The following is a 14,387-nucleotide window of genomic DNA, read 5'->3' on the forward strand; positions in this document are numbered from 1 at the left end:
TCAAGACTTGCTTGTATTCCTGCATAGTGATATCCCGTATTGTCCTGTCATTTCATCGGGGCTTTTAAGAAATACGCCCCACATACCAAAGTTTTGCATCCATTCCATAGTCTCTTTATACATCCTGAAACGTATATGAAGTTTCAAGGAGGTGCTGGGATTATGTCTCTTTGTTGCCCGGCATCAGCAGTTCTTCTTCATTGTAGCGCGGTCGGTCCTTCACCTCAATGTATATTTTGCCGATGTATTCGCCCACAATCCCCAGCGACACAAGTATCACGCCTCCTACCAGCCAGACGGAAATTATCAGTGATGACCATCCGGGAACGGTGTTGTGCTGTATGTATGAGTAAAGCGTCCATCCGGTGACGCACAGCGCGATAAGGATGAATATGCAACCTATCCAGAAAATCATACGGACGGGTTTTACGGAAAAGGAAGTGATGCCGTCGATGGCAAAGTTGAGCATCTTACGGAAAGGATACTTTGACTCTCCGGCAAAGCGCTTGTCGCGGTTGTAGTACACACAGTCCGTTCGGTAACCGATGAGGGGAACCAGCCCCCGAAGAAAGAGGTTGCGTTCCCGGAAACGGCATAAGTGCTGCACAGCCCTCCGGCTCATCAGGCGGTAGTCGGCATGATTATAGACGGATTTTACTCCCATTGCCTTCATCAGCCGATAAAAGACCAAAGCGGTGTTGCGTTTGAAGAAAGTGTCGGTCTTCCGTTCTTTACGTACGCCATAGACGATGTCATTGCCCGCTTCATAGCTGTTTATCATGTCCGGAATCACCCGGATGTCGTCTTGCAAGTCTGCATCAATGGAAATGGCTATCTCGCAACGGTCTTTTACGGCATTGAGTCCGGCAAGCAGGGCATTCTGGTGGCCTACGTTTCCTGCGAGGTTCAGCCCGCAGGCGTATGCGCTGCTTCCGTGTAGCTCTTTGATGATGGTCCAGGTCCGGTCGGTACTTCCGTCATTTACATATAATATGTAGCTTTCCGGGGAAATCTGTCCGGCTTGTATCATTTGGTCGAACAATTGGCTCAATCGTTTATGGGTTTCATGCAGCACTGCCTCTTCTTTGTAGCAAGGCACGACAACGGCAAGTATGGGAGGGTTTTCCATCATAGAACAAATCTTTTTGCAATATTCGCAAGAAATCGGGAGAAAAGCAAATTATCGGATAGTGAAAATAGAAATAGAAAAGTGAAATCAAGCTTGCAGCCTATCTTTTTTACTTTTACTACGAATACTTAATGATTTAATTATCTGTGTTTTGCTACTTTATTGCAAGTGTTTGTCAGGTGGGAAACCTACATCCTGTGGCAAGATTACCGCTCTTCGGCAGAAGCAACAATAAAGAGGGAGCGATTACCTGAATGGAAGAGTCGTGGATTGTTGGTTGATTTATGGGCCGTTTCAGTTGCGAATGAAAAAAAAGGAGTTATATTTGCGGAGGGAGGCATCAAAGCATCCTTGAATAACCGGAAATAATTATGGAAAACATACCGATGGTGCCTCGGGGCGGGCAACGCATCCACTTTTGGCATATCGTCATTCTTGTGACGGTTGTTGTGCTGGGTTATGGGCATATCGGTAGCTTCGATTTTCTTTATCTTTGGGATGACCAGTGGCAGGTTATCAATGACAGGACTTCGGGAGGAATCACGGGAAGCAACTTGAAAACCATCTTTGCTACTTCCGAATATGGGCAATATTCTCCTATAAACCAACTCTATTACATTGCGATTTATCTGTTCGGGGGTTACAATCCCCGTTGGTTTCATTGGGGGAGTGTGTTGCTGCATATACTCAACACTGTTTTGGTGTACTATATGGGGTATCGGCTTCTCTGCTCATTGGTCTATTCCCGCAAGGTTAGTCTGTATTGTGCACTGATAGCTTCGCTGTTGGTGGCCATTCATCCTGTGAACGTCGAAGCGGTGTGTTGGGTGAGTGCCTCCAAGGTACTGCTGGGCTGTTTTTTTTATTATCTGTCTATATTGGCGTATTGCAGATATGTATGTACCGGGCGGAAGTCTTTCTTTGTCATCGGCATTGCTTTTGCTTTCCTTTCGGCGGGCAGCAAGGAGCAGGTGGTGACACTTGCCGTCTGTCTTTTGCTGATAGACCGCTATGTATTCGGGCGTAGTTTGTCTTCTTGGAGCATTTATGCCGAAAAGCTGTATTATGTTTTGCCTGCCGTATGCATCTTTTTAGTCACGATGTGGGCAAACAGGCATGTGCCGGAAACTACTGTCGGGTATAATCTGCCGGAGCGTTTGCTGTTTGGATTTTATTCCTTGTTCGGCTATATGCAGTCGTCTCTTTTCCCCTTCCGGTTGTCCTATCTCTATCCGTTCCCCTATACGGTGGGCGAAGCTGTTCCTTTGTGGCTGTGGGTTTATCCGGGAGTGATATGCTTCGTTGGCTATTTACTCTATCAAAACAGAAATTCCCGTTTGCTTTGCTTCTGCTCCCTTTATTTTGTCTTGCAGTTGCTTCCCGTATTGCATATTGTCCCTTTGCCCAGGTATTTCATCATGGCAGACCGCTATCTGTATATGCCCTATGCGGTTGTGGCATTGCTTGTGGGGGTAGGCATATATAAGGTATATGAATCCTGCCGGAGGTGGGCATGGGTGCTGTTCGTATTCTATTTCGGCTATTTGGCTTGTTATACCCGGAGTTATTCCTTGAACTGGAGAAACTCCACTGTGCTGAAGCAGGATGTGAGTGATATTTTGAAACAAAGAGAAAAACAGCAGCTGAGGCTTGAAAATTGAGGCTGGCTGTGCTTTATAAACATTTTTAATTAACTGAAAATCTAAAGTTATGAAAACGAAGAAAATGCTCGTAGCAGCAGGTGCCCTTCTGTTGATGGGCGGAGTTGTAATGAATGTGAAGAACGCAATGGAAGGACACGGGTTGCTTACCGCTTCATTGCATCCCAGCGTGCAGGCACATGTGGGAGGAGTGAATGGAACAACGACCGGATTTGGAAAGCAGGAGCATACAGAGGTTAAATGTACCCGAAAGACTTATGTTAAGAAAGGGGATGCAAGCGGATCCGGTAGCAATATAGGAGGTTCTGCCGGTGCGGGGATTGGGATAGGTGGCTCCGGATGGGGAGCTAATTTCGGTGCGACAATTACTGCCGATACTACGAATTTCTCAGGATCTTTCAGTGAAGAGTATATTGAAGTGACTGAAGAATTTATGGCAACGAAATATTATTGTGGAGAGCCTGCTTATGTTGTTGTATGCTCCATTACTAACCCCTGTGTGCAATAACCGTTGCAAGAACTATGAGAACCGTTATTTATATATTGTTTTTGGCGACCCTTATAGGTTGCCAAAAAAGAGGTCGGAATCTTTCTGAAGAGTTGATGGAGCATGTGGAAGATACCACAGCCATAGAATTGACTATCGATCTCAATAAAATTCCGGCTGTTCCTTTTGACAGCCTGATGGATGATGTGAAGTTTGTCCGTTTGCAGACAGATGAAAGGTGCTTGATTGGTGTTATCAATCAAATGGTTTGTACGGACGATTACATTTTTGTAATGGATAGGGAAATGGCAAAGAGTGTCTTTTGCTTTGATATGCAAGGGCGCTTTGTCCGGAAAATAGGACAGGAGGGGGAAGGACTGGAAGAGTATATACGATTATGCAACATAGCTTTGTCTGCCGACAAGAAGCATCTGGTTATAGTGGATTGGGCCGCTAAGTTGCTGTACTATGATTTTGTTGGCGATTTGAAAAAGACGGTTCGTTTAGGAACGGGTACGAATCATTTTGAAGCCATTGAGGAAGTCGATGAACAGCTGATTGCAGGTTTTACTAACAGCGGTTTGAGTGAGGAAGAAACGCGTCCGATGCTGTACGTTGCCACTAATGCGGAGAAGCAGGAAATCCAGTATAGGGCACTTCCTACTCATCAGACCAAATTGTTTCGGATAAACGATGGAATGTTCCCGTTCCGAAAATATGGTGACGATGTATATTTGAAGAAACCTTGGACGGAATCATTCTATAAAGTAGGAACAAACGGTTGTACGAAACTCTATCAGCTTGATATTGTGGGAGGAGGGTATCCGGAAATAACCGAGGATATAAATGATGATACTTATATAGAACTTTTAAATAGGACAGTCACCCTTGACGATTACGTTTTCTGTAAAGATGTGTCAGTGTTCTTTTTCTCCGTTCCTAAAACCTATTGGCATCCTTTTGTCGTTCATAATCGTAAGACGGGCTCTATGCTTAGATGCTCGGGAAACTATATGAATCCGCTGTTTGAATTTTGTTTCACTCGGGATACACCCTTGGTCTGTCAGGGCGATAATACCTATGTGGTTCAGCAGCCGGCTAATACCGTTTTGTATTTGAAAAAGAAGATATATAATAGTCCGTTGATACAGGATGAAACACTGGAAAAGCTATATGACGGATTGACGGAGGATAATAATCCGGTGCTGTTTTTTTATCATTTGAGACATTGATACATGAATACATTTTATAAATGGATTGGAGGGATTGTTATTCTGTTTTTGCTGGGTACTAACGTATGGTTGGTGGGCAAACTTAGAACCTCTGCGGCATTTGTGGAGAAAGCACAGCAAAGAAGGAGGTAAGTGGAAGGATCACATATTGGTGATGGGCTCGTATGACAACAACAATGCCCTGAAGATTTTGCTGCAAAGGCTGGAGGTGCCGTTGGCTTTTTGCAATGTGCCGCAAGATGCAATCGGTTTGCCTGCCGAGCATGTGCATTTTCCTTATTGTTTCGTGCTCGAAAAGAATCTGGAAGTGAAGCATCTGTTTATTCCCGACAAGGTGGTTCCGATGCTGTCGGAAGAATATTTTAAATCAATTATTAATCATTATTATTCAGACGAATTATGAAGACGAAGAAAAGAATCATTATGAGTTGTGTTTTTATGTTGTGTAGTGTGTGCATGTTTTCACAAAATCGGCCAAAGAGGGATTACACCATGCTGATTGCCGCAACTGCCACCGAGACGCATGTTGAATCCGTGGATTTGGATGCCGTATGGAAAGACAGCTATAAGTACGTGATAGCCATGCCGGAAAATCCCAAGCTGAAGACCTACAACAAACTGCAAACCATGTTGCTGAATCCGAAGTATACCAAAGACAATACGTTGGTATTCTGTTTGGGTGGAAACTTGTCGCTGACCATGGAGGCGTGTGACGGAAGAGTGCCGGTGTACAGCTTCTTGTTCCTTGGGAACAAGGACAGCGAAATCAAGCTCTATTCCATAGAAAAACTCAAGAATGCCGATTATGATTACAGGCTTATCCCGAAAAAGATTGATTGAGTGCTTGCTGCTTGTGCCGGTGGCCGTGGCCCTTGTGTACTGCACGTCCCGCTTCATTACGGCGGGATGTGTGTTCAATGGAGATTTTCCGCTTTATCTCCGTCAGGCCTTGTGCGTGTGGCAGGGAGATGCGGAAAAAGTGCTGCATGACATGCAGCAGATGATAGATATGTCTACCTACCAACGCTATTCTCCGGTGCTTTATCCTTGGGGAGGTCCCCTTCTTCTGTCTGTACCTTTGAAATGTTTCGGGATGGACTATCAAGCGTTCAAAATCACAGAAACCGTTTTCTTTATAGGTGCGTTGGCGGTTTTCTATCTGCTGTTCAGGCAAAGGGAGAAGAATGGGCTGCTGCCTTTGGCTGCCGTCATTTTGTTGGGATTCAATACTTTCTACCTGTACTTTTGCAATTATGTATCGTGCGAACTGTTTTTCTTGTTTTTTATCGCCGCTTCGCTTTGGGGCATACATCGTTGCTATGGCAACGGGCAATGCCGTTCCGGTGCACTTCCTCTGCTGTTGGGAGTGCTGCTACTCTTTACGGCGCAGATACGCACTGAAGGATATGTCTTGTTCGCCTCCTTGATGGTGGCGCAGTTTCGGAGCGGGTGCCGCGGTCGGAGGCTTATGCTGCCATATCTCTCTGCGGCTCTGTTCTTTCTATGCTGGAACTGTTGTTTTCCCAGCGGCTATCTCAGCCACTTTCATCACTTGGAGTATGTCACACCGGCGGGGATATGGCAGAATATGCAGAGCTTCTTCTTCAATCCAGGCATATTGATGGCCTTTCCTCACTTCTCTTTTTGTATCGCTTTCTGGCTCTTCACGGGAGTGGGGCTTGCTTGCTGCATACGCCGCTATCCGGCGGAGATTGCTTATTTCCTGCCCGTATGCCTTCTCCTGATTGTGTGGCCCTATAATGAGATACGCTATTGGACACATGTCTTTCCGTTCGCCCTTCTCTTCTTCCTGAAGGGAATGGAATGGGCTGTGGAATATGGCGGAGCCTGCTGGGGGAAGCGGGCCTTTGCGGTTGTTTCGGGCCTCTTGTGTGTGAACATGCTATGCAATGTGGCGACTGTGGTCAAGGCGGAAGCGCCTGTTTATACTTCCCTTAATCCCGACATAGAATCGGAAGATGCCCGCGAGGTGTTCGGATATCTGAACCTTCATTCATCTCCCGATGATGTGGTGGCCTGTGGAGAAAGTCGCGCCATTTATCTATATACCGGACGTCTGTCGTGCAATCTGTCCGGGAAGTTGGATGATATGCAGGCTACTGCAGATTGGTATGTCGAGTTTCTTTTCCGCCAGACTTACCTGCAATATCCTCACTCCACTTTCAGAGAAAACAGGCACCGCTTCGAGAAGGTGTTGCAAAACAATACTTTTGCCGTTTACAGAATTGTAAAACCTTGAAAATAGTACCCTATGAAGAATGTGGATTTTTCTGTCGTAATGCCCTGCCTGAATGAAGAAAAGACTTTGGGCTCTTGCATAAGAAAGGCGCATGAGTTCTTCTGGAACTTATGTCATTATGGGAGATTCGGACGACAGCTATGATTTCTCCGCCCTCTCCCTGTTCACCGAAAAATTGTCGGAAGGGTACGATTTGGTGATGGGAAACCGTTTTTCCGGAGGCATAAAGCCGGATGCCATGCCTTTTCTTCACCGTTATCTGGGAAATCCGGTCCTCTCTTTCATGGGGCGTGTCTTGTTCCATATCCCGATACAGGATTTTCATTGCGGCTTGCGTGGCTTCAGAAGAAGTGCCTATGAGCAGTGGGGCGTCACTGCAACAGGAATGGAATTTGCATCCGAAATGGTGGTGAAGGCTGCGCTCTGCCGTCATTCCCTATGCGAAGTCCCCACCATATTATATCCTGACGGACGGGAACGACATCCCTACCTTCGTTCCTGGAGGGACGGGTACAGGCATTTCCGCTTATTGTCAGGATTATACTTTGAACAAAAGAATATGTCCGCCCGGCATTTTTCACGATATTTTGTCGTGGCTTTGCTGTTGGTACTGTTGATAAAGATGCTTGTCGGGGAACCTGTCAAGGTAGCTTCTTGCAGTATGTTGCCCACTCTGAAACCTCAGGAATGGATATGGTGCGACAAAGCTTCGTATGGAGCGTTGATGCCCAGAAGATTTATTGAAACTCTTTTACTGAACCTGCTCTGCTTTATACCTGGCGTGATGCAGAAAGATACCGTTAGGGACTGGGGGTATAGACGCATGGTCGAATTTAGAGAACCGGAAAGGCTGGATGTTGTTATCTTTAAGCGCGGAAAAGGGAATAACTTGTATATAAAGCGGATTATCGGTATGCCCGGAGATACTTTAAGAATGCAGGATGGAAAAGTGTACGTCAATGGGCAGGCCTTGAAAGATACCGGTTCAAAGTATTCTTCTTATGATGTTTTTTCGGATATAGTGGTTGCTCCCAAACACTATTTTGTCATGGGAGATTTCAGAAGCAATTCTTATGATAGCCGGAGGTTCGGATGCATCTGCTGGGAAGATATTGTGGGGAGAATGGCTTCCGACTAGCGGGGCTTGAAAACAAACCGCACCAGCAGGAAGTTGACCGGAATGGCAATGGCGAAAACCGGAACGGGGGCTAAGGGCTTGGGGAGCTCCATCCAGAGAAAGGCATTTAATAATCCTATGTGCAACAGATAGTTGAACAGATGTGCTCCTCCGAATCCGAACGCTTTTCTCCATGAAGGCTTGCGGCCGAAGGTAAAGTAAGCGGTCAGATAGAAATTGGCGATGAAGCTGAGGGCATATCCCAGTGTATAGGCTATATTTACATTGATAACCTGTTGCAACACAAAATACAATCCGTAGTGCAGAGTTGTTGCAAGGATGCCCACCATTACGAAGCGTACAAATTCCGGTAGTTGTTTCAGCTGCTTCATCTTGACATTAAATATCTACTCTCTGTTACTATTATCATTAGGGGAGCAAAGTTAGGTATTGTCTCCGAATTATTTGTAATTTTGCCGTATGAAATAAGTTGCATCTTAGCAAATTGCAAATAAATTTGCATCTGCTTTCGGTTTGCGCTATCTTTGCGCCCAGAAAACATAAAAAACAAATAAGGTATGTCGGACAGAAAGAAGGCGTTCTGGTTTATTGCGCTGCTGAGTGTGCTTGTGGTTGTTCCCTTTTTGGGAGAAACCATTTTTTATTCCAAGGGAGAACCGCGAGAGGCGATTGTTGCCTTTTCTATGCTGGAGAGTGGAAATTGGATACTTCCGGTGAACTATGGTACTGATATTGCTTATAAACCCCCTTTCTTCTACTGGTCAATAGCCGCCGTCTCTTCCCTTTTTGGAGAAGTGACGGAGTTTTCCGCCCGTTTCCCGTCTGCATTGGCTTTTTTAGCCATGCAGTTGGTGTTCTTTGCCTTTGTGGCAAAACGTAAAAACCTCCAAACGGCGTTTCTGACTTCTATGCTTCTTTTGTCTTCTTTCGAGGTGCATCGGGCTGCTGTCGCTTGCCGGGTCGATATGGTTCAGGTCGCCTTCATCGTTATTTCCCTTTGCCTGCTGTTCCGCTGGGATGAGAAGGGATGCCGCGGAGTGCCCTGGCTTGCGGTACTGCTGATGGGATGTGCTACGTTGACCAAAGGACCGGTAGGTTTCATATTCCCTTGTGCATGTATCGGCGTTTATCAGTTGTTGCGCGGACGTTCCTTCTGGAAAGCGTTTTTCTCGTTGGCAGGTATCGGCCTGCTTTCTTTTGTTCCTTATTTTGCTTGGGTATACGTAGCTTACAGACAAGGTGGACAACCGTTCCTCGATTTGGTTCTGGAGGAGAATACCGGGCGGTTTATGGGCAAAATGTCCTACGAGTCCCATGAAAATCCTATATGGTATAATTTCCTGACTTTGATTTGGGGATGGATTCCCTGGACGTTGGTCTTGGTAATTTCCTTGTTTGGCTTGAAGTGGAAAAACATGCGTTGCCTGCCGGAAGGGGAGACCCTGCTGTTGCGGTTGAAGAAGGGCTGGACTGCTTTCCGCAACCAGTCTCCGGTACAACTGTTCACGTGGTTGGTCATTCTGATAATCTTTGTCTTCTACTGCATCCCCAAGAGTAAGCGGAGTGTTTATCTACTTCCCATCTATCCGTTTATGGCAGTGCTGATAGCTGAGTATCTGTTGGCTTTAGTACAAAAGGGGGCACGGGCTCTTAGGATTTGTGCAATCATCTTTGCTTCTTTGGGCTTGTTGCTTACGCTTGTTTTTGTCGTAGTTCGTCTGGGCCTGGTTCCCGACAGTATTTTTGGAAGCGGACGCCATGCCGCTGAGAATGTAGCCTTTATGCATGCGTTGGAGGATGTGGCTTTGTCTGTTCCAAAGTGGCTCCTGGTGGCACTTCCCGTAGTAGCCACTGTCTGCACATTACGCATGGTGATAAAGCGTGCGGATAGCCGGTCATTATTATATGCTATAGCAGGATGTATGCTTTGCCTTTTCGTATCATTGGATTCGGTTTATCAGCCTACGGTGCTGGCTGTGAAATCAGATAAACATCTGGCTGAGAGGGTCAATGCGTATGTTCCGGAAGGTGTGGTCTATTCTTACTCGAAAATGAGTTTCTATGGCGTCAACTTTTATCTGAATGACCGCATGCGGCATATTGAAAAGGAACATCCGGCCAGTGGGGAGGGATATTTGTTGGTTCCCGTAAAAGAGGAGGAGAATATGTTGAAAGAGTTGGAGCAGGCGTATAATCTGGAAAAGATATTCCGTACAGACAGACGCAGTTGTGATATACGTAATGAAATCTGCATGTATAAATTCAGGGCGTTTGATAATTGACGATTTATAACTCATAATTACAACTTATAATTTAAAATGAATCCGATAGATATCATTAATAAATATTATCTGGAAGAGAATGAGTTGCGGCATATACTGTTGACGCACAGCCGTTCCGTAGCCGACAAGTCGTTGTGGATTGCCAATCGCCATCCGGAACTTTCATTGGATAAGGATTTTCTGTATGAGGCTGCCATGTTGCACGATATAGGCATTTTTCTTACAGATGCGCCAGGCATTTATTGTTTTGGTGACAAGCCTTATATTTGTCACGGTTATTTGGGAGCCGACTTGATGCGTGGTGAAGGCTATCCCCGCCATGCTTTGGTTTGTGAACGTCATACGGGTGCCGGACTTTCATTGGAGGGAATCATTGCACAGGATTTACCTGTGCCGCATCGCGAAATGGTTCCGGTTAGTTTGGAAGAACAAGTTATCTGTTTTGCCGATAAGTTTTATTCAAAAACTCATTTGGAAAAGGAGAAAAGTGTGGAAAAAGCCCGTAAAAGTTTGGAACGTTATGGTGAAGAAGGGGTACGTCGCTTTGATAATTGGTGCGAACTGTTCTTGTAGCAATCTAAATTTCTTTAAAAAGGGAAATTATCCGTATAAATTACGTACTTTTGCCCCTCCAAGCGTAAACTATTAGTTAATGACGCCATTGAAAGCAAATACATTCATATCATTCATACTACTATTCGTCTTACTTCTTTTCTCCGGTGGGGCTGTTTCTCAGCATCGTAGAGGGAAGGTAGTCCTTCCGAATATTCAGCGGACAGATACGTTGCAAGTAGGGGATAGTTTGCAGATGGGAGACTCCCTGCAAGGGGGAAAGGGGCTTCCTGCCGATTCGTTGCAACAAGATACGGTAGCGGCTGAGCCTCCCAAGAAGGATGCATTGGATGCTCCCGTAGCCTATGAAGCCAATGACTCCATTGTATTTACACAGAGTGGGTTTGCCCATCTTTACGGCCAGGGAAAGGTTAGCTATCCGGGTGCTGACCTGGAGGCTGATGTCATCTCCATGGATATGGACAACAGTACGGTTTTTGCCCGTGGCGTGGTCGATTCTGTAGGAACAGCCAAGGGAAGACCGGTCTTCAAAGACGGAGACACCTCCTACGAAACCGATACTATCCGCTATAACTTCAAGAGTAAAAGAGGTCTTATCAGCAATGTTGTCAGCCAGCAGGGCGAGGGATATGTGACCGGTAATAATGCCAAGAAGGGGAATAATGATGAACTCTATATGAAAAGCGGTCGTTATACGACTTGTGACCATCATGACCACCCCCACTTTTATATGCAGATGACATACGCCAAGGTACGTCCGAAAAAGAATGTGGTGACGGGACCAGCCTATTTGGTAGTAGAGGATGTACCCCTTCCTCTTGCCGTGCCGTTTTTCTTTTTCCCTTTCTCGAGCAGTTACCAGTCCGGTTTTCTGATGCCTACCTATATGGATGATTCCAATCGTGGCTTCGGTCTGACGGATGGCGGATACTACTTCGCCATCAGTGACCAAATGGATTTGAAACTGAGGGCGGACATCTTTACGAAAGGTTCTTGGGCGCTGAATATGGAGTCGAACTATGCGAAGCGTTACAAATATTCCGGTTTGCTACAGGCAAGCTATCAGGTGACCAAGACAGGTGACAAAGGCTTGCCCGACTACTCCGTTGCCAAAGACTTCAAGGTGGTGTGGTCTCATCGGCAGGATCCGAAAGCGAGCCCCAATTCTACTTTTTCCGCCAGTGTCAACTTTGCTACCAGTAGTTATGAGCGTACCAATATCGGCAATATGTACAACTCCCAGGCAATGTCACAGAATACCAAGACTTCCAGTGTCAGCTATTCGCGTAACTTTCCCGACCAGCATCTGAGCATCTCCGCTTCAGGTAATATTGCCCAGACCATGCGTGACTCTTCTATCGCGGTGACTCTGCCGGACATGACCATTTCCTTGAGTACCATTTTCCCTTTCAAGCGTAAGCATGCAGTGGGAGATGAAAAGTGGTATGAGAAGATTTCCGTTCGCTATACCGGCCGTGTGAAGAACAGCATCAAGACGAAGGACAATCTGTTGTTCAAGAAGAACCTGATACGCGATTGGGAGAACGGTATGCAGCATGAGATTCCGGTAAGTGCCACATTTACCTTGTTCAAGTACTTCAATGTGACACCTACCGTAAACTATACGGAGCGTTGGTACACCCGCAAGGTGAAGAAGGACTGGGACGGTGAGCAAGGCAAGGAGGTGAATGATACAACCTACGGCTTTCACCGTGTATACGACTACAGTGCCAGTCTGGGCATCAATACCAAAGTTTATGGTATGTACAAGCCATTGTTTATGAAGAAGAAGGAGATACAGATACGTCACGTCATCACTCCCTCCGTCAGTTTCAGCGCTGCGCCCGATTTCACTTCCTCCCGTTTTGGCTATTATGACTCTTATATAAAAGATCAGAACGGTATTCGTGATACCGTGCAGTATTCCTATTATGCTGGTCAGGTGTTCAGTCCGCCAAGTGGGGGAAAGCAGGGGCTTATCAGCTTCAATGTTTCCAACAACCTTGAAATGAAGTTCAAGGATAAGAATGACTCTATCCGCAAGGTGAGTCTGATTGACGATTTGAGTATGGGCATCAGTTACAACACGGCCGCCCAGGTGCGTCCTTGGAGTGACTTGAGTTTTAATCTCCGTCTGAAGTTGAGCAAGAGCTATACGTTGAGCATGAGCTCTACCTTTGCTACCTATGCTTACGAGTTTGACGAGAACGGAAGGGTAGTGCCCGGTAACCGTACGGAATGGTCTTATGGTCGTTTTGGCCGTTGGTCTGGATATGGTACGTCGTTCAGTTGGACTGTGAACAATGATTCGTGGAAGAAAATAAGGAACTTCTTCACCGGTCAGAAGGATGACGAGGAGCAGGACCAAGACCAGAATGCCTCGGCGGAGGGAGACAGTGACATGGAGGGAGAAACTACTGAAGATGGCACTCCGAAGAAGAAGAAGGAAAAGGCTGCTGCCGATGCTGATGGCTATCAGGTGTTCAAGATGCCTTGGTCAATCAATTTCAGTACCGGTTTCAATATTACGGAAGATACTAGTAAGCCCATTAATCGTAAGAACATGCGCTATCCGTACAAATTCAGCCTGAACTCCCTTAATATAAACGGTAACGTCAAGCTTACCAACAAATGGGCTGTCAGCTTCAATTCCGGTTATGACTTCAATGCGAAGGAGATAACGCAGACCGCTTTCAACATCACACGTGACCTGCACTGTTTCAGTATGACGGCTGCCCTATCACCTTTCGGACGCTGGAAGTACTATAACTTTACTATCCGTGCCAATGCAAGCATTCTGCAGGATTTGAAATGGGAACAGAGAAGTCAGACTCAAAGTAACATTCAATGGTATTAATCCTTACCAAACGATTTCCTTTTCTCCGTGCTCTCTCAGGTAGTCATTTGTTTTGCTGAAATGCTTGTTCCCGAAGAAACCGTTATAGGCGGATAGGGGAGACGGATGTGCGGAGGTAAGTACCAGATGTCTGTTGCGGTCGATGAATGCTCCTTTGCGTTGGGCATAGGCCCCCCAAAGAATGAATACAAGATGCTCTTTTTCTTCGGCGAGAATGCGGATGGCCGCATCTGTAAATGTTTCCCAACCGCGGTTTTGATGAGAACCGGCCTGGTGTGCACGTACTGTGAGGGTAGCATTGAGCAGCAATATGCCTTGCTCTGCCCAGCGTGTCAGATTGCCGGTAGTGGGGGCATCAGTGCCAATGTCATTTTTTATTTCCTTGAAAATATTGAGTAGGGAAGGTGGGAAGGGGACACCGTCATTTACGGAGAAACAAAGTCCGTGTGCTTGTCCCGGACCATGATAGGGGTCTTGACCGATTATTACGACTTTCACTTTGTCGAAAGGGCATAGATTGAATGCGTTGAATATCAGCTTTCCCGGAGGATATATTGCATATTTTCCATATTCGTCCCGTACAAAATCAGTCAATGTACGGAAATAATCTTTCTCAAATTCTGATTGCAGATGTGCTTTCCAGCTTTCTTCTATTTGAACATTCATAATTGGAACTGTTAGTAGTTTAGGATGCTAAAGTACAAAATAAAAAATAAAGTCCAACCTTTTGACGGGTTGAACTTTACATTATATGACGGGATAAATGCA

At 45.9% G+C, this 14,387-nt stretch carries 13 protein-coding genes; 10 read left to right on the plus strand and 3 right to left on the minus strand.

The genetic code is table 11. From position 1 onward, the window contains the following. Nucleotides 1–160: 160 nt before the first annotated feature. Nucleotides 161–1,132, minus strand: coding sequence for a glycosyltransferase family 2 protein (locus M1B78_RS05245; RefSeq protein WP_257940089.1), 972 nt, complete (start codon nucleotides 1,130–1,132; stop codon nucleotides 161–163). A gap of 368 nt (nucleotides 1,133–1,500) precedes the next feature. Here M1B78_RS05245 and M1B78_RS05250 point away from each other — a divergent pair, with 368 nt between their 5' ends. The 7 genes from M1B78_RS05250 to lepB all read left to right on the plus strand — a co-directional run bounded on the left by M1B78_RS05250 (nucleotide 1,501) and on the right by lepB (nucleotide 7,907). Beyond that, nucleotides 1,501–2,790, plus strand: coding sequence for a hypothetical protein (locus M1B78_RS05250; RefSeq protein ID WP_257940090.1), 1,290 nt, complete (start codon nucleotides 1,501–1,503; stop codon nucleotides 2,788–2,790). 49 nt (nucleotides 2,791–2,839) lie between these two features. Next, nucleotides 2,840–3,298: a hypothetical protein gene (locus M1B78_RS05255; RefSeq protein WP_257940091.1), complete on the plus strand. Its 459-nt coding sequence runs from the start codon at nucleotides 2,840–2,842 to the stop codon at nucleotides 3,296–3,298. Between the two features lie 14 nt (nucleotides 3,299–3,312). Beyond that, on the plus strand, nucleotides 3,313–4,509 hold the full coding sequence (locus M1B78_RS05260) for a 6-bladed beta-propeller (RefSeq protein ID WP_257940092.1): 1,197 nt from the start codon (nucleotides 3,313–3,315) through the stop codon (nucleotides 4,507–4,509). A gap of 100 nt (nucleotides 4,510–4,609) precedes the next feature. Next, the gene (locus M1B78_RS05265) at nucleotides 4,610–4,912 is read left to right on the plus strand and encodes a hypothetical protein (protein WP_257940093.1); all 303 of its coding nucleotides are present in this window, start codon (nucleotides 4,610–4,612) and stop codon (nucleotides 4,910–4,912) included. A gap of 89 nt (nucleotides 4,913–5,001) precedes the next feature. Continuing rightward, entirely contained in the window at nucleotides 5,002–5,349 is a 348-nt protein-coding gene (locus M1B78_RS05270; RefSeq protein WP_257940094.1) for a hypothetical protein, read from the plus strand. Continuing rightward, nucleotides 5,315–6,769: a hypothetical protein gene (locus tag M1B78_RS05275; protein ID WP_257940095.1), complete on the plus strand. Its 1,455-nt coding sequence runs from the start codon at nucleotides 5,315–5,317 to the stop codon at nucleotides 6,767–6,769. The genes M1B78_RS05270 and M1B78_RS05275 overlap by 35 nt, the downstream gene beginning before the upstream one ends. Nucleotides 6,770–6,860: 91 nt before the next feature. Beyond that, nucleotides 6,861–7,907, plus strand: a complete 1,047-nt coding sequence (gene lepB / locus M1B78_RS05280; protein WP_257940096.1) for a signal peptidase I — start codon at nucleotides 6,861–6,863, stop codon at nucleotides 7,905–7,907. Here the strand turns inward: lepB and M1B78_RS05285 are convergent. Beyond that, nucleotides 7,904–8,278, minus strand: a complete 375-nt coding sequence (locus M1B78_RS05285) for a GtrA family protein (protein WP_257940097.1) — start codon at nucleotides 8,276–8,278, stop codon at nucleotides 7,904–7,906. The genes lepB and M1B78_RS05285 overlap by 4 nt on opposite strands. A gap of 186 nt (nucleotides 8,279–8,464) precedes the next feature. Here M1B78_RS05285 and M1B78_RS05290 point away from each other — a divergent pair, with 186 nt between their 5' ends. The 3 genes from M1B78_RS05290 to M1B78_RS05300 all read left to right on the plus strand — a co-directional run bounded on the left by M1B78_RS05290 (nucleotide 8,465) and on the right by M1B78_RS05300 (nucleotide 13,619). Further along, a complete protein-coding gene (locus M1B78_RS05290; protein WP_257940098.1) occupies nucleotides 8,465–10,189 on the plus strand; it encodes an ArnT family glycosyltransferase in 1,725 nt (574 codons plus the stop codon). A 36-nt stretch (nucleotides 10,190–10,225) separates the two neighbouring features. Continuing rightward, complete coding sequence (locus tag M1B78_RS05295; protein WP_257931221.1) at nucleotides 10,226–10,762, plus strand: HD domain-containing protein; 537 nt, start codon at nucleotides 10,226–10,228, stop codon at nucleotides 10,760–10,762. 79 nt (nucleotides 10,763–10,841) lie between these two features. Next, nucleotides 10,842–13,619: a putative LPS assembly protein LptD gene (locus tag M1B78_RS05300; protein WP_257940099.1), complete on the plus strand. Its 2,778-nt coding sequence runs from the start codon at nucleotides 10,842–10,844 to the stop codon at nucleotides 13,617–13,619. 3 nt (nucleotides 13,620–13,622) lie between these two features. On the opposite strand, the gene ung is transcribed toward M1B78_RS05300, so the two are convergent. Further along, nucleotides 13,623–14,285 (minus strand): uracil-DNA glycosylase, encoded by a 663-nt coding sequence (gene ung, locus M1B78_RS05305; protein WP_136008987.1) that lies wholly within the window; start codon nucleotides 14,283–14,285, stop codon nucleotides 13,623–13,625. Nucleotides 14,286–14,387 lie beyond the last annotated feature (102 nt).

This window comes from Bacteroides muris (ex Fokt et al. 2023), from assembly GCF_024704895.1.
GTDB classification, from domain to species: Bacteria; Bacteroidota; Bacteroidia; order Bacteroidales; family Bacteroidaceae; genus Bacteroides; species Bacteroides muris.

What these genes read in the sequence shown, in the direction of transcription:
- M1B78_RS05245 (WP_257940089.1), bottom strand. Translation starts at nt 1,132, where the DNA reads ATGATGGAAAACCCTCCCATACTTGCCGTTGTCGTGCCTTGCTACAAA.
- M1B78_RS05250 (WP_257940090.1), top strand. Translation starts at nt 1,501, where the DNA reads ATGGAAAACATACCGATGGTGCCTCGGGGCGGGCAACGCATCCACTTT.
- M1B78_RS05255 (WP_257940091.1), top strand. Translation starts at nt 2,840, where the DNA reads ATGAAAACGAAGAAAATGCTCGTAGCAGCAGGTGCCCTTCTGTTGATG.
- M1B78_RS05260 (WP_257940092.1), top strand. Translation starts at nt 3,313, where the DNA reads ATGAGAACCGTTATTTATATATTGTTTTTGGCGACCCTTATAGGTTGC.
- M1B78_RS05270 (WP_257940094.1), top strand. Translation starts at nt 5,002, where the DNA reads ATGCTGATTGCCGCAACTGCCACCGAGACGCATGTTGAATCCGTGGAT.
- M1B78_RS05275 (WP_257940095.1), top strand. Translation starts at nt 5,315, where the DNA reads ATGATTACAGGCTTATCCCGAAAAAGATTGATTGAGTGCTTGCTGCTT.
- lepB (WP_257940096.1), top strand. Translation starts at nt 6,861, where the DNA reads ATGAGTTCTTCTGGAACTTATGTCATTATGGGAGATTCGGACGACAGC.
- M1B78_RS05285 (WP_257940097.1), bottom strand. Translation starts at nt 8,278, where the DNA reads ATGAAGCAGCTGAAACAACTACCGGAATTTGTACGCTTCGTAATGGTG.
- M1B78_RS05290 (WP_257940098.1), top strand. Translation starts at nt 8,465, where the DNA reads ATGTCGGACAGAAAGAAGGCGTTCTGGTTTATTGCGCTGCTGAGTGTG.
- M1B78_RS05295 (WP_257931221.1), top strand. Translation starts at nt 10,226, where the DNA reads ATGAATCCGATAGATATCATTAATAAATATTATCTGGAAGAGAATGAG.
- M1B78_RS05300 (WP_257940099.1), top strand. Translation starts at nt 10,842, where the DNA reads ATGACGCCATTGAAAGCAAATACATTCATATCATTCATACTACTATTC.
- ung (WP_136008987.1), bottom strand. Translation starts at nt 14,285, where the DNA reads ATGAATGTTCAAATAGAAGAAAGCTGGAAAGCACATCTGCAATCAGAA.